Consider the following 15,637-nt stretch of genomic DNA (forward strand, 5'->3'; position numbering starts at 1 on the left):
GCAGGTTAGGGTTCTTACGTGGGTCAGATTTGGATGGAAATTACCCGTGAAGGTGGGTCAGTTCTGGATGGAAATCAACAACTGCCGCTGCAAGACACGCAACAACAGGTGCAGCAGCAGCTGAGCGAAGAAACCCAGCACATAGAGCTGCCCGACCAGAAGGCGCGAGAAGGTCTCGGTCTGCTTGGTCAAAAAACCCAGTGCCAGCAGCATCGCAAACGCCAGGGTCCAGGCCTGGAAAATCTTCAACGCCTTGGTGGTGAAGTTGGCGTTGCTGCGGTAAAGCGCCAACTGGTCGTAAAGCAGTCCCAGCATGCCCAGCAACAGCACCACCATGAAGGTATAGGGTGCGCTGACAAACCCCAGATGGCGATCAATCAGCCAATAGGCGATGCCCAACACCGCCGTGCCATCCAGCAAGGCCTGCAAGGCGTTGCTGATGTTGCTGCGGCGCTGGAGCACCGAGCGCTGGCCATTCAAATGCAGCATGTGCAATCCCGAACCAAACCTTGCCAAGCACCCGCACGCGGGCCTCGCTCAACAAGACGACAACACGGGCAGCCATCCCTGCCCCTGGCAGAGGAAAAAAAACGGTGGACTTGCATGGGTTTTGACAGTGGGGCGGATTATCTGAGGCTCCCCCTGATCAGAATGGCCCGGAATCTGTGGCCTGCCATGGTCCGAACGCACCCATTCCGAAGCCGTGTTTTTGGGATGCACCTTGAGCCCCACAGCCAATTGGAGGAGTGCTTAGTCGCTTGTAGCCAAACTTGCGCCCGACACCATCCCAACATGGCGCGGCGCGGTTAGCATCGTTTGCATTCTTTTGCAAATAAACATCGGGGACTGTGTGAACTCGACACACTTTGAACTTCTTGGCGGCGCGCAAGACCACGCTGCAGAAATTCATGAGATTTTCGGCAACACGCCGGTGCTCGACCGCCTGGACCTGGCGGAGACCACCGCGTTGTGCCGCTACATGGCGGTGTATTCGGCCGGACGGCACACCAGGCTGATGCAGCAAGGCGAGCTCACCAACCACCTGCTGATTGTGTTGACCGGCTCGGCCGAAGCCGTGCAGACCAACAACGATGGTTCCGTGTGCTCGCGCCTGTCGCTGGCGCCAGGCGACAGCTGGGGCGAACTCGCGCTCCTCAACGGCGAACCGGTCTCGGCCACCTGTGTCACCACCGAGCCGGTAGACTTCTTGCTGATCACGCGCAGCGCCTACAAAGATTTGCTTTTGACCTTTCCACGACTGGCCAACAAGCTCCTTTTGCGCTTCCTCCACACCGCGTCAAAGCGGTTGGAATGGGCGCAAACGCGACTTCAGGCGGGTGCACCAGCCCACTGACGCAAGCAACCATTCAGTGAAAGCGGACGCCTAGGCGGTACGCGGTGATCGAATCCACCACAAAGTTCAGCCCCATCGCCCCACCATGCAACTTGCCACCTGGAACGTCAACTCCCTCAACGTGCGCCTGCCTCAGGTGCTGGACTGGCTGCAAGCCCACCCGGTGGATGTGCTGGCACTGCAGGAACTCAAGCTCACCGACGACAAGTTCCCGCACGAAGCGTTTTCAGCCGTGGGCTACCAAGCCCAGGTGTTCGGGCAGAAGACCTACAACGGTGTGGCACTGCTGACCAAGGCGCCGGCGCAGGATGTGGTCCGCAACATCCCGGGCTTTGACGATGACCAGTCGCGTGTGTTGTGCGCCACGGTGGACGGTGTGCGGGTGATCGGTGCCTACTTCCCCAACGGCCAGGAGCCAGGCAGCGAGAAGTTCGACTACAAGATGCACTGGCTCGAAGCGCTGCGTGCCTGGGTGCGTGACGAACTGGCGCAACACCCGCAGCTGGTGCTGATGGGCGACTACAACATCACCTTCGACGACGACGACGTGTGGGACCCCGAAGGCCTGCGCGACACCATCCACTGCACCGAGGAAGAGCGCTACCACCTGCGCGCGTTGATCGCGCTCGGGCTGCACGATGGCCTGCGCCTGTTCCCCCAACCGCCCAAGAGTTACTCGTGGTGGGACTACCGCGACTTCGCCTTCCGCCGCAACCGTGGGCTGCGCATCGACCACATCCTGGTCAGCGACGCGGTGAAGGCCCGCGTCACCGCTTGCGAGATCGACAAAATCCCACGCAAGAACGAGCGGCCCAGCGACCACGCACCGGTGGTGATGACGCTGGGCTGATCGGGGCGATCACTCCTCCAAATGGAGTTCTTGAATTTTGCGGGTGATGGTGTTGCGGCCGATGCCGAGTTTGTGGGCGGCCTCGATGCGGCGGCCCCGTGTGCTGGCCAGTGCGGTCTGAATCAGGCGGGTTTCAAAGCGTCGCGTCAACACGTCCCACACATCGGTGCGGCCTTGGGCCAGCAGGCGTTGGGCCTCGGCCTGCAAGTCCTGCTCCCAATCGCCCGCGCCGTCTGACACCGCCGGCACCGTGGCGACTGGTGCAGGCGCATGTGGCATGTCCACCGGCATGGCCAATGGTGCTGCGGCCGGCACGGCGGCCCCGACGGTGGGCGCGGGCACACCGCCCATCACCTCGGGCGGCAGGTCTTTCACATCCACCACCTGTGCCGGTGCCATCACGGTCAACCAGTGGCAGATGTTCTGCAACTGGCGCACGTTGCCGGGGTAGTCAAAGCCGCTCAGCACCTGCAACGCGGCGTCTGAAATGCGCTTGGGCTCGACGCCCAACTGGGTGGCACTTTGCTGCAGGAAGTAGCGCGTGAGCATGGGCACGTCCTCGCGCCGTTCGCGCAACGCGGGCAGGCGCAGGCGGATGACGTTGAGGCGGTGGAACAAATCCTCGCGGAAGCTGCCTTCCTTGACGCGCTGCTCCAGGTTCTGGTGGGTGGCGGCGATCACGCGCACGTGGGCTTTGACGGCACTGTGGCCACCCACGCGGTAGAAGTTTCCGTCGGACAACACGCGCAGCAGGCGCGTCTGAAGGTCGAAGGGCATGTCGCCGATCTCGTCGAGAAACAGCGTGCCGCCCTCGGCCTGCTCGAAGCGGCCTCGGCGCATGGTCTGCGCGCCGGTGAACGCGCCGCGCTCGTGGCCGAAGAGTTCGCTTTCCAGCAAGTCTTTGGGTATGGCCGCCGTGTTGATGGCCACAAAAGGCCCCCCCGAGCGCGGGGAATGTTTGTGCAGCGCGTGCGCCACCAGCTCCTTGCCGGCGCCGGATTCACCGGTGATGAGCACCGTGACGTTGCTTTGCGACAAGCGGCCAATGGCGCGGAACACGTCCTGCATGGCGGGCGCCTGGCCCAGCATCTCGGGCACGGCGCCCAGGCGCTCTTCGGCCACTTCCTCGCGCTGGCTTTCGTCCACGGCGCGGCGGATCAGCTCCACCGCTTTGGGCAAATCGAAGGGCTTGGGCAGGTACTCGAAGGCGCCGCCCTGAAACGCCGACACCGCGCTGTCCAGGTCAGAGAAGGCGGTCATGATGATGACCGGCAAACCGGGCTGGCGCTTTTTCACCTGCTCCAGCAGGTCGAGACCAGAACCACCGGGCATGCGGATGTCGCTCACCAGGATTTGTGGCCCTTCGCTGTCGCTGGCGTCATCGAGGGCGGCAATCACCTCCTGCGGATGGGTGAAGCTGCGGGTGGGCAGTTCTTCGCGCGCCAGCGCCTTCTCCAGCACAAACCGGATGGATTGGTCGTCATCCACGATCCAGATGGGTTTCATGCGCGTGTGCCCTGCCTTTCGAGTCGCCTCATTGTGTTGATCAACACCGGCTTCAAGGCAATGGGATGAGCAGCTTGAAGTCGGTCTGGCCTGGAACGCTGTCGCACTCGATCAGACCGTGGTGTTGCTGCACAAAGGTTTGTGCCAGCGTCAGCCCCAGGCCGGAGCCGCCATCCCGCCCTGACACCAGGGGAAAAAAGATGCGGTCCTTGATCGAGTCCGGCACGCCGGGCCCGTTGTCAATCACATGCAATTCCAGTGCCAGGCGATAGCGCTGCTTGCCAAAGGTCACTTGGCGGCCCACGCGGGTCTTGAAAACAATCTGTGCGTCACCGGCCGCGATGCGCGTGGCCAAGGCCTGCGCCGCGTTGTGTGCGATGTTGAGCACGGCTTGAATCAGCTGCTCGCGGTCGCCCCGAAACTCGGGAATGGACGTGTCGTAGTCACGCACCACGCGCAGGCCCTTGGGAAACTCAGCCAGGATGAGCGAGCGCACGCGCTCACACACCTCGTGGATGTTGACGTCGCCCACCACATGCGGGCGTCGGTGCGGCGCCAGCAGGCGGTCCACCAGCGATTGCAGGCGATCGGCCTCGTGGATGATGACCTGTGTGTACTCGATCAGGTCCTTGGACTCCAGGTCCATCTGCAGCAACTGGGCCGCGCCACGGATGCCCCCCAGCGGGTTCTTGATCTCGTGCGCCAGGTTGCGGATCAGTTCCTTGTTGGCCTGCGCCTGGTCGATCAGGCGCTCCTCGCGCTCCTGCCGCGCCTGTTGCTCCTGCGGCAGCAGTTCCACCACCACCTCGCCGGCCACGTCGGTCTGCGCCACCACCACGTGCACAGGCAGCACCTCATGTGCCAGTCGTTTGAGGCGGGCGTCATAACGCAAGGCGGCAAACTCGTTGCCACGCGCGCCGGCCAGTGCATTGTTCAACAGATGCGGCTCGGTGAAACAGTCGGGAAAGTGGGTGCCGGTGATGCTGCGCCGGGACATGCCCAGCGCGTCTTCCAACGCCGCGTTGGCAAACAGCACCTGGCCCTGGGCATCCACCACCGCGACCAGGGTGGCCAGCAGGTCCAGCGACTGAAACCGCTGGGCAGGTGACACCTTTCGTTTTTTCAACCCAATCATGGGCTTTTCAGCGCTGGGCCGCCGACGCCGGCCCCAGGCGGGCAAGTTCGCGTTTGATGCCGTCCACATCGCTCTGCGCGCGGGCCACGCCGGCCTTGAGTTCGGCCACTCGGTCCAGGTACATCTGGTGGTTGCGGAACTCAGGTCCGCGTTTCTCCGGTTCGCCGTTGTTGTACTCCTGGCTCAGGCCATTCAGGCGGCTTTCCGCCTTGCGCAGTTCGGCCTCCAAAATGGTGCGCGCGTCAGCATCGCGGGCGCGCTGGGCGGCAGCGTCCACCCGGTCGTTGCCATTGCGCGGGCTACCCGAGCTGGCCGCAGGCGCAGGGGTGCGCGCGGGCGCGCCAGCCGTTGATGAAGGTGCCGGCTTGATTCCCTGGATCACCGTCACGTTGCCACCTTCAATCACGCGGCAGCCACGCGCTTTTGCGTCGCCGGGGTCGTTGGTGTATTCGTTGCCGCAGCGGTAAATGCGGTCCTGCGCCACGGCAGGCACGGCTGCGGCACCCAGCATCAACAGACACACCAGATGGGCTACGGGAACAGAAACAAAGGATTTCATTGCGGCATCGAACATGTCGGCACTCCAGGCAAGAGGCGTGGCCTCCAGATCGGCATGGGCCTGTGATTTCCAGTATCGCCCAAAAGTGCCCCGCTGCCCGGTGCCCAAAAGCAAAAAGGGACGGCCATGGCCGTCCCTTTGCACGTCGTTAACCTGTATTACAGGCTGTAGTACATGTCGTACTCGACGGGCGACACTTCCACGCGCGAACGCGTGACTTCGGTCATTTTCAGCTCGATGTAGGCGTCAATCCAGGCATCGGTGAACACGCCACCCTTGGTCAGGAAGGCACGGTCCTTGTCCAGGTGGGCCAAGGCTTCGTCCAGACTGGCGCACACGGTAGGCACCAGCTTGTCCTCTTCGGGAGGCAGGTGGTACAGATCCTTGGAGGCGGCCTCGCCCGGGTGGATTTTGTTCTCGACACCATCCAGACCCGCCATCAGCAGCGCGGCAAAGCCCAGGTAAGGGTTGCACAGCGGATCGGGGAAGCGGGCTTCCACGCGACGCGCCTTGTCGGAGGCGACGTTGGGGATGCGGATCGACGCCGAGCGGTTCTTGGCCGAATAAGCCAGCTTCACCGGGGCTTCGAAGTGCGGCACCAGGCGCTTGTAGCTGTTGGTGCCGGGGTTGGTGATGGCGTTCAGCGCGCGAGCGTGCTTGATCACGCCGCCGATGTAGTACAGCGCGAACTCGGACAGACCGGCGTAGCCGCTGCCAGCAAACAGGTTCTTGCCGTCCTTCCAGACCGACTGGTGCACGTGCATGCCCGAGCCGTTGTCGCCGTGGTAGGGCTTTGGCATGAAGGTGGCGGTCTTGCCATAGGCGTTGGCCACGTTCTGGATCACGTACTTCTGCAGCAGGGTCCAGTCGGCGCGCTCGACCAGGGTCGAGAACTTGGTGCCGATTTCGCACTGGCCAGCACCGGCCACTTCGTGGTGGTGCACTTCAACGGGAATGCCAACGGCTTCCAGGATTTCGCACATCTCGTTGCGCATGTCCATGGTGCTGTCCACCGGGGGCACCGGGAAATAACCGCCCTTGACGCGCGGACGGTGGCCACGGTTGCCGCCTTCGAGCTTGGCGCCGCTGTTCCAGGGCGCTTCGTACTCTTCGATCTGGTAGAAGCTGTGACCGGGTTCGTTGCTCCAACGCACCTCGTCGAACAGGAAGAACTCGGGTTCCGGACCGAAGAAGGCGGTGTCGCCCAGGCCGGAGGCTTTCAGGTAGGCTTCGGCGCGCTTGGCGATGGAACGCGGGTCGCGTTCGTAGGCTTTGCCGTCGGTGGGCTCGATCACGTCGCACACCAGCACCAGAGTGACTTCTTCGACAAAGGGGTCGATGAAGGCGGTGGCGGCGTCGGGCATCAGCAGCATGTCCGAAGCTTCAATGCCCTTCCAGCCAGCGATGGACGAACCGTCGAAAGCCTGGCCTTGTTCGAACTTGTCTTCTTCGAACTGGGACACGGGAATGGTGATGTGTTGCCACTTGCCACGGGTGTCGGTAAAACGGAAGTCAACGAACTTGACGTCGTTGTCCTTGACCATGCTCATGACGTCGGCGACGCTTTTGGCCATCAGAAACTCTCCTGGTACGGGTTGGGTAAAAAGGGTGACGGAAAACGATAAAGCAGCTTTTGTGCCAGCACGCACCGAGGTGTGGCACAACCGACGCAGTGTTCAGCTCAATATTGTGCACCCGGAATGAATGCACACAACAGGTGCACAAATGGAGCGGATTGACAATCAACGCACCATTTCAGGGCCAATTGGTGCACCAAAAGCCAACAAACCTTGTTTGAGTGCGTCAAAAGCCGGTTGGGTGGCACCCTCTTCACCTTTGACGCCAAGTTCGATGTGGCGCCCATATTCGGGGTGGTCCACGCTGGGCAGGCTGAAAACCTTGACCCCCACGTGCTCGGCCTCGATGCGCTCCATCAGCGGCGTGAGGCTGGCCTCCATCGCACCAAAAACGATCACGGAACGCTCCACCCAGGTTTGGCGGTGGAACCAAGTGTGGCAATGGGTGTCGAGCGCCCAAGCCATCATGGGCCAGGCCATGACCGGGAAGCCGGGCAGGAAAAACACCCGGCCACCACCGGTGCCGGTGCAGTCGAAACCGGGGATTTTGTTGTAGGGGTTGGGCACGATGTCCGCGCCTTCGGGAAACACCCCCATGTTCAGCCGGTGCACGTTGTCGGCACGTTCAGGCTCGTAGGGCAGGTTCTGCTCGGCCGCCACATCGCGCATGCGCTCCAGAATCCGCTCGCGCGCCTGCGGGTGCAGCACCAGGGGCCGCTCCAGCGCAGCCGCCGCACACTGGCGCGTGTGGTCGTCGGGGGTGGCGCCTATGCCGCCACACGAAAACACGATGCCAGGCTGAGCAAACGCATCGCGCAACGCGGCCGTGATCTGCCGCCGGTCGTCGCCGACGTAGCGCGCCCAGCTCAGGGTCAAACCCCGCTCGCCCAGCAGCTCTATCGTTTTGCTCAGGTGTTTGTCCGCCCGTTTGCCCGACAGGATTTCATCGCCCACGATGATGAGGCCAATGTCGGGCACGGGTGACACGTTGTCGGACAGGGGCGAGCTCATGGCGTGGTGGGTGGGTTGGGTCCGGGCAGTGTGGGTGTCGTGCCTGGCAGTGGCTTGGGCAACACGTCTTCCACGTCCTGCAATTGAGATGCCATGGTCGGCGCTGCGTCTGACACCGGTCTGACCGGCGCAGCAGCAGCCCGCGTGCGCTCCAACGCCGCCAACAGGTAATGGGCAAACCACAACGAGGCAAAGGCGAACACCAGGGTGTAGATCCAGATGGCCAGTGGCACCAGCAAGGGCGCGGCCACGATGAACATGGCGCCCGAAGCCCAGATCAGGCTGGGCGCCGCGCCCAGGAAACCGGTCACCACCCCCATCACCAGCAGCGGCGCGCGGTGCGTCTGGATCAGACCGGTGCGCTCCTCTTTGCTGGCGTGGTCGGCCAGTGCGTCAAACGCGAACACGCGGTAGGTGAGCCAACCCCAGATCAGGGGCGGCAACAACAGCACCAAAGGCGGAATCAGCCACAGCGGCATGGTCAACACCATCACCACCAGGGCCAGCAAGGTCGAGCCCAACGACCAGAAAACGCTGGCCAGCAAACTGCCGCCGCGTTTGCGCTCCAGCGCGGCAAAGCGCCGCTGCGCCACCAGCGCCACCATTTGTGGCGTCATGGTCACGGCCACCAACAAGAGCGTGAGAAACACGATGGCCGGCGTGGCCACGACCAACACCAGCAAAGGCGCGAACACGGTGCGAAAAGCACCCGCGCCGACCTGGTCCAGCCAGTTGAGAAACGCGCCGACCAGCTCGTAGTTCTGCAGCCAAGCCGCCACCGCCGCCACCGCCGGTTCCCAGAAAAAATAGCCGAGCGCAAACGACAGCGCCACCATCAGGATGAGCGGCAACACCGACAAGGCAATCACCCGCGGGTGCAGACAGTAGGCCACCGCGCGCCAGAACGAATCGAAGATCAAACCCATGGTCAAAGAATACACGCAAGGCATGACCGCCCACGAGGGGCCGTTCAGGCGGATGCGTTGGCGGGTTTTTTGTACAAACCGGCCACCTCGTCGGCGCTGAGCCAGCGCCATGCGCCGGGCGCCAGATCGGGCGGCAACACCAGGTCACCGATGCGCGAACGGTGCAGCGTTTCCACCCGGTTGCCCACCGCCGCCACCATGCGTTTGACCTGGTGGTACTTGCCTTCCGTCAAGGTCAGACGCAGGTGATGGGGGGCCACCGCCTCGCAGGCGGCCGCGCGCACCGGCTTGGGGTCGTCGTCGAGCACCACACCGTCGAGCAAGCGCCGCACCTGCGGCTCGTCCAGGGGGTGTTTCACCCCCACCTCGTACACCTTGGGCACGTGGTGGCGGGGCGATGTCAGGCGGTGGATGAAAGCGCCGTCGTCCGACATCAGCAACAGGCCTGTGGTGTCCTGGTCCAGCCGCCCCACCGCCTGCACACCGGCAGCGGCGCCACCACCGCGCGCGCGCAAAGGGGCGGGCAGGAGCGAATAGATGCTGGGGTGGTTGCTGGGTTTTTGCGAGCACTCGTGGCCCGCCGGCTTGTGCAGCATCAGATAGGCACGTTCGTGGAAGGCCCAGTCCTGACCCTGGACGGTGAACAACAGGCCGTGGGTGTCAAACTCGGCCCATGGATCGGTGCAGGGAGTGCGCTCGGCGCCCACCTGCACCAGGCCCTGTTGCACCAGCCCACAACAGACGCGGCGGGTGCCAAATCCCTGGGAGAACAGAATTTCCTGCAACGGCAGCATGGTGTGGGGCGAAGGCGGCTGAACTGAGAGGGGGCGAGCATACTCCAAGCCTTGCCAAACAACCCCCTGGCGCCAACCGTTCGATCGCCGTTGCCCCATGAACCACCGCTTTGCCCGCTGGCTGCCCACCCGGGAGTCCCTGCATACCAACCGCTGGCTGCGCTGGATGGGGCCAGCACTGCACCACCCGCGCCTGTGGCACATGAGCCGCAAGGGGCTGGCGCTGGGCCTGGCGCTGGGCATCTTCTTCGGTTTGCTGATACCGGTGGCGCAAATCCCCGCCTCGGCCACGCTGGCGGTGCTGTTGCGCGCCAACCTGCCGGTGGCGGTGGCGAGCACCCTGGTCACCAACCCGGTCACCTTCGGCCCGGTGTACTACGGCGCCTACCGCCTGGGCCGCTGGGTGTTGCACGAACCGCAACTCACTGAAACTGCGGCTGCCCAGGCGCTTGAGACATCGCAGGCCGAGCCGTCGCAGGCCCAGGGTCTGCGGGCGCAACTGGCGCACTGGTGGACCTACCTGAGCACGGTGGGCAAGCCCTTGGTGGTGGGCCTGGCCATCGTGGCCTCTGTCTGCGGCGTGTTGGTCTATTTTTTGGCCAGCCTGCTGTGGGTACTGAAAACCCGTTGGACCCGGCGCCGGCGGCTGGCTCAGCGCAGCGGTGCCACCCAGGTGACCGGCGCCAAAGGCGATCCCACGTAGGCTGGCGTTTTTCAATGAGAAGGCACCCGGCCCCATGAACACCACCGACCTGTTTTCCCTGAAAGGGCGCACCGCGCTGATCACCGGCGGCTCTCGCGGCATCGGCCGCATGATTGCCGAAGGTTTTCTGGCCCAAGGCGCCCGTGTCTACATCAGCGCACGCAAGGCAGATGCCTGCGACGCGACGGCGCAAGACCTTTCAGCGCTGGGGCATTGCATCTCGTTGCCGGCCGACGTGTCCCACCCGGCCGGTATCGCGGCGCTCAAACAAGCCTATTTGGCACACGAGCCCACGCTGGACATCCTGGTGAACAACGCCGGCGCCGCCTGGGCAGCGCCGTTCGACGCATTTCCTGAAGCCGGCTGGGACAAGGTCGTGGACCTCAACCTGAAAACACCGTTTTTCCTCACGCAGGCCCTGGCCCCGGCCCTGCGCGCCTCGGTGGCCGCCAGCGGGCGCCCAGCCAAGGTCATTCACATCGCGTCCATCGACGGGCTGTCGGTGAACATGCTGGAAACCTACCCTTACGCGGCCAGCAAGGCCGGGCTGATCCACCTGACCAAACGCATGGCGCTGCAGTTGGTTCGCGAACAGATCGTGGTCAGCGCCATTGCCCCCGGCGCCTTCCCGACCGACATGAACCGCGCCGCGCGCGACGAGGAAGAAACCACCCGCCAACGCATTCCGGCTGGGCGGGTGGGGCAACCCGAAGACCTGGCGGCAGCGGCCATTTACCTTGCGTCGCGCGCGGGCGACTATGTGGTGGGCGAAACCCTGGTGGTGGACGGCGGTGTGACCCACGCCCGCTGAAACGTCAGCCGTTGGCGAGCAACCAGTCGTGCAGCTCGCGCACCGTGTGCGCCACAAACAGCGGGCCATGGGCCTCGAAACCGGCGTGGTGGTGGGCACCGTAGGCCACCCCGACGCTGGGGCAACCCGCGTTTTGTGCCATCAAAAGGTCGTGGGTGGTGTCGCCGATCATCAGCGTGCGCTCGGGCGGCACGCCCCACACCGCCATCAACTCCTGCAGCATGAGCGGATGGGGCTTGCCCGCCGTCTCATCGGCGGTGCGCGAGTCGTCAAACACACCCTGCAGCGGAACGCTGCGCAGGCAATCATCGAGGCCACGCCGGCTTTTGCCTGTGGCCACCGCCAACCAATGCTGGCGCGCTTTGAGGTCGGCCAGCAGGGGCAGCACGCCTTCAAACAGGTTCAGCTCGTCGGCCCGGCTGGCGTAGTGGTGCCGGTAACGTGCGCCCAGTTCGGGGTATTTTTCGGGCGGCACATCGGGCGCGGCATGGGCCAGCGCCTGCATCAGCCCCATGCCAATCACATAGCTGGCCTGCTCCCGGCTGGGCTCACGTCCCCCCACGTCGCGCACGGCCGCCTGGATGGACTGGGTGATGATGGCGGTGGAATCGAACAGGGTGCCATCCCAGTCGAAAGCGATCAGGTCAAAACGGCGTGTGGACATGGCGGGGGACGGAAAAGACAAGGGGCGCATTGTGCGCCCCTGGTGTGACAGGCCCGGGAACGGGGCGTCAGATGCGGAAATCTTCGATGTTCTTGCCTGCGGCCAGAATCGCCCGCACCCACTCGGGCTTGCGGCCCAGGCCACCAGCCCAGGTTTCACCATTGGGACCACGGTATTTGGCCTCGCGGGCCACCTTGGATTTGGGCGACTTGCGCACCGCAGCGGCCGCGCCACCCAAATCGGCCACGGTGATGCCGTATTCCTTCATTTTTGCCTTGATGTCGGCAATCACTGCCGCCAGCTCCTGCTTGCGCACCTGTTCGGCCTGGGCCATCAATGCCTGCGCCTGGTTCATGAGTTCGGAATAACTGGACATCGAATTTCCTCAAAAAGAATAAATGAACGCAGAACAGTTTACACAGAATGGTGGGTGATTTCAGGCATCACTTCAAAATCATTGTAAAAATCAAGTGAATTCAGACCACGCGGACAATTCGGAAGGCAACTCAGATTTCAGCTCCAGCATTTCCAACGTGGTCGGATGCACCAATCCGAGGCGCCACGCATGCAGGAACATGCGCTTGAGGCCGGCCCGCTGCATTCTGCGGTTCAGATCGAAATCGCCGTATTTGTCATCGCCCACAATCGTGTGGCCAGAATGGGACAGGTGAACGCGGATCTGGTGGGTGCGCCCGGTCTTGATGGTGACCTCCAACAGACTGAACACCGTGGTGGCATCGGGCGTGCCCGCCAGTCCCGGCAGCACACCCGAAGCCCTCACCTTCACCAGTGTCAACGAACGCTGGCCGTCAGGGTGATCGGCCGGCACCACCTTGACCCGACGTTCGCCATCGGCGAGCAGGTACTTGTGCAAGGGCAGATCAATCACTTTCAACCGTTGTGGCCACGCGCCTTTGACCAGCGCCAGGTAGGTTTTGGCGGTTTCGCGTTCACGGAATTGATTTTGCAGAGACTTCAGCGCACTTTTTTTCTTCGCCACCAGCAACACGCCACTGGTTTCACGGTCCAGCCGGTGCACCAATTCCAGCAAAGGTGCCTGCGGTCTGGCGCGGCGCAACTGCTCGATCACGCCGAACGACACGCCGCTGCCCCCGTGCACGGCCACACCGGCCGGTTTGTCAATTGCCAGAAACCATCCATCCTCGAACAGGACGGGAAATTCACGGCCTGGCACCGTTTGTTCGGCTTTTTCCAGCGGTTTCTCTGACAGCCGCAAAGGCGGTACACGGATATCGTCACCCGCCTGAATACGCGTTTCTGCGCTGGCCCGCCCTTTGTTGACCCGGACTTCGCCGGAGCGAATGATCCGATAAACCAGGGTTTTGGGCGCCCCCTTGAGTTCCCGGATCAGGAAATTGTCCAGCCGCTGACCGGCGGACTCTTCATCGACACGCAGGTGACGAACTTCGGCTGACGCCATGAATGAACCACAATCGCTGCAAGGCGCGAGGTCGGCCCTATAATGGTCCGTTCCCGTCGCGCGTGTATAAGTGTTTGATTTGCCGCCAGTTTAAGGCAGTCAAGCCCACATGGCCCGGCCGGAGCGTGCCGACATCCACCGGCGCACCCCCGAGCAACAGACGAGTCTGTCCGGCTCCCGGGCGCCAGGCCGGCGGATGAGCCCAGTGTTGAATTGCGAACCCGAAAACGGAATACCCCAATCGACCAGACCGCAAGAGCGGGCTGGTCGAGGACCCAAGTGAACCCAGAGACAACGCAGACGAGTCCGCGTCACCGCCGATGGCTGCCTTCTTTGATGTTTCGCCCACCTCCACGCGCCTACGCCCGGTCCGGGTCAGTGTCGCGGCACCTGTGTGCCACCAGCGCCTGACCGCTCCGCGCTCTCCGGCAATTCCCTCCTCGTTCGCAGCACGCGCTCGGCTCACGGCACTGGCCTGAAGACCAGGCCACGGAGTGAGCGACCGCCCGCGCCTCAAGAGCTTGGGTGGTCGTGCACGTTGTGCATTGTTTGCAACGAGGAAAACGCACATGAAGCGTATGTTGATCAACGCCACGCAGGCCGAAGAGCGCCGCCTGGCCATCGTGGACGGCCAGAAACTGCTGGACTACGAAATCGAAATCGAGGGGCGCGAGCAGCGCAAGGGCAACATCTACAAGGCGGTGGTCACCCGTGTCGAGCCCTCGCTCGAAGCCTGTTTTGTCGACTACGGCGAAGAGCGCCACGGTTTCCTGCCGTTCAAGGAAATCTCGCGCCAGTACTTCCAGGGCAACACCTCGCCCTCGCAGGCCCGCATCAATGATGTGATCAAGGAAGGCCAGGAACTGCTGGTCCAGGTCGAAAAGGAAGAGCGCGGGAACAAGGGCGCTGCCCTGACCACCTTTGTGAGTCTGGCCGGCCGCTACGTGGTGCTGATGCCCAACAACCCGCGCGGCGGTGGCGTGAGCCGGCGCATCGAGGGCGAAGAGCGCCAGGAGCTGAAGCAGGCCCTGGATCAGCTCGAATACCCCAATGGCATGAGCATCATCGCGCGCACCGCCGGCATTGGCCGCGAGGCGCCCGAGCTGCAGTGGGACTTGAACTACCTGCTCAAACTGTGGACGGCCATCGACGGCGCGTCCAAAGCCGGCAAGGGCGCCTTCCTGATCTACCAGGAATCCAGCCTGGTGATCCGCGCCATCCGCGACTACTTCAACAGCAATATCGGCGAGATCCTGATCGACACCGATGACATCTATGAGCAGGCTCATCAGTTCATGAGCCACGTGATGCCCGAACACGGGCACCGCGTGAAGCGCTACCGCGACGACGCGCCGCTGTTCAGCCGCTTCCAGATCGAGCACCAGATCGAAACCGCCTACAGCCGCACCGTCCAGCTGCCCAGCGGCGGCGCCATCGTGATCGACCAGACCGAAGCCTTGGTGGCGGTGGACGTGAACTCGGCACGCGCCATCAAGGGCGGCGACATCGAGGAAACCGCCACCCGAACCAACCTGGAAGCTGCCGACGAAGTGGCACGCCAGGCCCGTTTGCGCGACCTCGGCGGCCTGATCGTGATCGACTTCATCGACATGGAGGAGAGCAAGAACCGCCGCGAGGTGGAAAACCGCCTGCGCGATGCCCTGCGCCAGGACCGTGCCCGCGTGCAGTTCGGCGCCATCAGCAAGTTCGGCCTGCTGGAAATGAGCCGCCAGCGCCTGAAGCCCATGCTCAGCGAAGGTGCGTCCATCCCCTGCCCGCGCTGCGGCGGCTCGGGCCACATCCGCGACACCGAATCGTCGGCACTGCAGATCCTGCGCATCATCCAGGAAGAGTCGCTCAAGGACAGCACGGCCGCCGTGTTCGTGCAGGTGCCGGTTGAAGTCGCCAGCTTCCTGCTGAATGAGAAGCGCACCGAGATCACCAAGATCGAACTCAAGCAGCGCATCAACGTGCTGCTGGTGCCCAACAAGTCGCTGGACACGCCGCACTACAAGCTGGAGCGCATCAAGCACGACGACCCGCGCCTGGACAACCTCGACGCCAGCTACAAGATGGCCGAGGAAGTGGAGGACGTGACTTCGGTCACCCGCCGCAGCCAGGAGCGCACCAACAAGCAGGAGCCGGTCATCAAGGGCGTGTTGCCTGACGGCCCGGCCCCGGTGGCCGCTCGCGCAGAAGCCGCACCGGCCGAACACGCCAAGGCCAAAGAGGCCCCCGTTGCCACACCGGCAGCGCGCCCCGTGGCCGCTGCCCCGGTGGCAGCCACCGGCGGGTTCTTCGGCTGG

At 63.5% G+C, this 15,637-nt stretch carries 16 protein-coding genes; 5 read left to right on the forward strand and 11 right to left on the reverse strand.

Going from position 1 to position 15,637, the window contains the following annotated elements; translation table 11 throughout:
• Nucleotides 1-57: 57 nt before the first annotated feature.
• Entirely contained in the window at nucleotides 58-489 is a 432-nt protein-coding gene (locus tag ACFQU0_RS18110) for a Rossmann-fold NAD(P)-binding domain-containing protein (RefSeq protein ID WP_382203133.1), read from the reverse strand.
• A 361-nt stretch (nucleotides 490-850) separates the two neighbouring features.
• Here ACFQU0_RS18110 and ACFQU0_RS18115 point away from each other — a divergent pair, with 361 nt between their 5' ends.
• A complete protein-coding gene (locus tag ACFQU0_RS18115; protein WP_382203134.1) occupies nucleotides 851-1,354 on the forward strand; it encodes a cyclic nucleotide-binding domain-containing protein in 504 nt (167 codons plus the stop codon).
• A gap of 85 nt (nucleotides 1,355-1,439) precedes the next feature.
• Entirely contained in the window at nucleotides 1,440-2,204 is a 765-nt protein-coding gene (locus ACFQU0_RS18120; RefSeq protein WP_382203135.1) for an exodeoxyribonuclease III, read from the forward strand.
• Nucleotides 2,205-2,213: 9 nt separating this feature from the next.
• Here the strand turns inward: ACFQU0_RS18120 and ntrC are convergent, their stop codons facing one another.
• From ntrC to ACFQU0_RS18155, 7 genes are all read right to left on the reverse strand, one after another.
• Nucleotides 2,214-3,710 (reverse strand): nitrogen regulation protein NR(I), encoded by a 1,497-nt coding sequence (gene ntrC, locus ACFQU0_RS18125; RefSeq protein WP_382203136.1) that lies wholly within the window; start codon nucleotides 3,708-3,710, stop codon nucleotides 2,214-2,216.
• Nucleotides 3,711-3,762: 52 nt separating this feature from the next.
• Nucleotides 3,763-4,845 carry a nitrogen regulation protein NR(II) gene (gene glnL / locus ACFQU0_RS18130; RefSeq protein WP_382203137.1) on the reverse strand — a complete coding sequence of 361 codons (1,083 nt, stop codon included), beginning with the start codon at nucleotides 4,843-4,845 and terminating at the stop codon, nucleotides 3,763-3,765.
• 7 nt (nucleotides 4,846-4,852) lie between these two features.
• On the reverse strand, nucleotides 4,853-5,419 hold the full coding sequence (locus ACFQU0_RS18135; RefSeq protein ID WP_382203138.1) for a hypothetical protein: 567 nt from the start codon (nucleotides 5,417-5,419) through the stop codon (nucleotides 4,853-4,855).
• 143 nt (nucleotides 5,420-5,562) lie between these two features.
• Nucleotides 5,563-6,978, reverse strand: coding sequence for a type I glutamate--ammonia ligase (glnA, locus tag ACFQU0_RS18140; protein ID WP_382203139.1), 1,416 nt, complete (start codon nucleotides 6,976-6,978; stop codon nucleotides 5,563-5,565).
• 168 nt (nucleotides 6,979-7,146) lie between these two features.
• Nucleotides 7,147-7,992, reverse strand: coding sequence for a competence/damage-inducible protein A (locus tag ACFQU0_RS18145; protein WP_382203140.1), 846 nt, complete (start codon nucleotides 7,990-7,992; stop codon nucleotides 7,147-7,149).
• Nucleotides 7,989-8,918, reverse strand: coding sequence for an EI24 domain-containing protein (locus tag ACFQU0_RS18150; protein WP_382203147.1), 930 nt, complete (start codon nucleotides 8,916-8,918; stop codon nucleotides 7,989-7,991). Before ACFQU0_RS18150 ends, ACFQU0_RS18145 begins: the two co-directional genes overlap by 4 nt.
• A gap of 44 nt (nucleotides 8,919-8,962) precedes the next feature.
• Nucleotides 8,963-9,709 (reverse strand): 16S rRNA pseudouridine(516) synthase, encoded by a 747-nt coding sequence (locus ACFQU0_RS18155; RefSeq protein ID WP_382203148.1) that lies wholly within the window; start codon nucleotides 9,707-9,709, stop codon nucleotides 8,963-8,965.
• Nucleotides 9,710-9,809: 100 nt separating this feature from the next.
• Between ACFQU0_RS18155 and ACFQU0_RS18160 the strand changes: the two genes are divergently transcribed.
• Together ACFQU0_RS18160 and ACFQU0_RS18165 are read left to right on the forward strand one after the other, a co-directional pair.
• Nucleotides 9,810-10,415: a DUF2062 domain-containing protein gene (locus ACFQU0_RS18160; RefSeq protein WP_382203141.1), complete on the forward strand. Its 606-nt coding sequence runs from the start codon at nucleotides 9,810-9,812 to the stop codon at nucleotides 10,413-10,415.
• Between the two features lie 34 nt (nucleotides 10,416-10,449).
• Nucleotides 10,450-11,226 (forward strand): SDR family oxidoreductase, encoded by a 777-nt coding sequence (locus tag ACFQU0_RS18165; protein WP_382203142.1) that lies wholly within the window; start codon nucleotides 10,450-10,452, stop codon nucleotides 11,224-11,226.
• Nucleotides 11,227-11,230: 4 nt separating this feature from the next.
• Here ACFQU0_RS18165 and ACFQU0_RS18170 read toward each other — a convergent pair whose 3' ends face one another.
• From ACFQU0_RS18170 to ACFQU0_RS18180, 3 genes are all read right to left on the reverse strand, one after another.
• Nucleotides 11,231-11,890 carry an HAD family hydrolase gene (locus ACFQU0_RS18170; protein ID WP_382203143.1) on the reverse strand — a complete coding sequence of 220 codons (660 nt, stop codon included), beginning with the start codon at nucleotides 11,888-11,890 and terminating at the stop codon, nucleotides 11,231-11,233.
• Nucleotides 11,891-11,957: 67 nt separating this feature from the next.
• The gene (locus ACFQU0_RS18175) at nucleotides 11,958-12,266 is read right to left on the reverse strand and encodes an H-NS histone family protein (RefSeq protein WP_382203144.1); all 309 of its coding nucleotides are present in this window, start codon (nucleotides 12,264-12,266) and stop codon (nucleotides 11,958-11,960) included.
• 90 nt (nucleotides 12,267-12,356) lie between these two features.
• Nucleotides 12,357-13,331, reverse strand: a complete 975-nt coding sequence (locus ACFQU0_RS18180) for an RluA family pseudouridine synthase (RefSeq protein ID WP_382203145.1) — start codon at nucleotides 13,329-13,331, stop codon at nucleotides 12,357-12,359.
• A 569-nt stretch (nucleotides 13,332-13,900) separates the two neighbouring features.
• Between ACFQU0_RS18180 and ACFQU0_RS18185 the strand changes: the two genes are divergently transcribed.
• Nucleotides 13,901-15,637: Rne/Rng family ribonuclease (locus tag ACFQU0_RS18185; protein WP_382203146.1), on the forward strand; the 1,737-nt coding region annotated here is incomplete at its 3' end.

The organism is Hydrogenophaga defluvii (assembly GCF_042665235.1).
In the GTDB taxonomy this organism is placed as follows: domain Bacteria; phylum Pseudomonadota; class Gammaproteobacteria; order Burkholderiales; family Burkholderiaceae_C; genus Hydrogenophaga; species Hydrogenophaga defluvii_A.

Coding starts and splice junctions, on each gene's coding strand:
- ACFQU0_RS18110 (WP_382203133.1), bottom strand. CDS start 489: ATGCTGCATTTGAATGGCCAGCGCTCGGTGCTCCAGCGCCGCAGCAAC.
- ACFQU0_RS18120 (WP_382203135.1), top strand. CDS start 1,440: ATGCAACTTGCCACCTGGAACGTCAACTCCCTCAACGTGCGCCTGCCT.
- ntrC (WP_382203136.1), bottom strand. CDS start 3,710: ATGAAACCCATCTGGATCGTGGATGACGACCAATCCATCCGGTTTGTG.
- glnL (WP_382203137.1), bottom strand. CDS start 4,845: ATGATTGGGTTGAAAAAACGAAAGGTGTCACCTGCCCAGCGGTTTCAG.
- ACFQU0_RS18135 (WP_382203138.1), bottom strand. CDS start 5,419: ATGTTCGATGCCGCAATGAAATCCTTTGTTTCTGTTCCCGTAGCCCAT.
- glnA (WP_382203139.1), bottom strand. CDS start 6,978: ATGGCCAAAAGCGTCGCCGACGTCATGAGCATGGTCAAGGACAACGAC.
- ACFQU0_RS18145 (WP_382203140.1), bottom strand. CDS start 7,992: ATGAGCTCGCCCCTGTCCGACAACGTGTCACCCGTGCCCGACATTGGC.
- ACFQU0_RS18150 (WP_382203147.1), bottom strand. CDS start 8,918: ATGGGTTTGATCTTCGATTCGTTCTGGCGCGCGGTGGCCTACTGTCTG.
- ACFQU0_RS18160 (WP_382203141.1), top strand. CDS start 9,810: ATGAACCACCGCTTTGCCCGCTGGCTGCCCACCCGGGAGTCCCTGCAT.
- ACFQU0_RS18165 (WP_382203142.1), top strand. CDS start 10,450: ATGAACACCACCGACCTGTTTTCCCTGAAAGGGCGCACCGCGCTGATC.
- ACFQU0_RS18170 (WP_382203143.1), bottom strand. CDS start 11,890: ATGTCCACACGCCGTTTTGACCTGATCGCTTTCGACTGGGATGGCACC.
- ACFQU0_RS18175 (WP_382203144.1), bottom strand. CDS start 12,266: ATGTCCAGTTATTCCGAACTCATGAACCAGGCGCAGGCATTGATGGCC.
- ACFQU0_RS18180 (WP_382203145.1), bottom strand. CDS start 13,331: ATGGCGTCAGCCGAAGTTCGTCACCTGCGTGTCGATGAAGAGTCCGCC.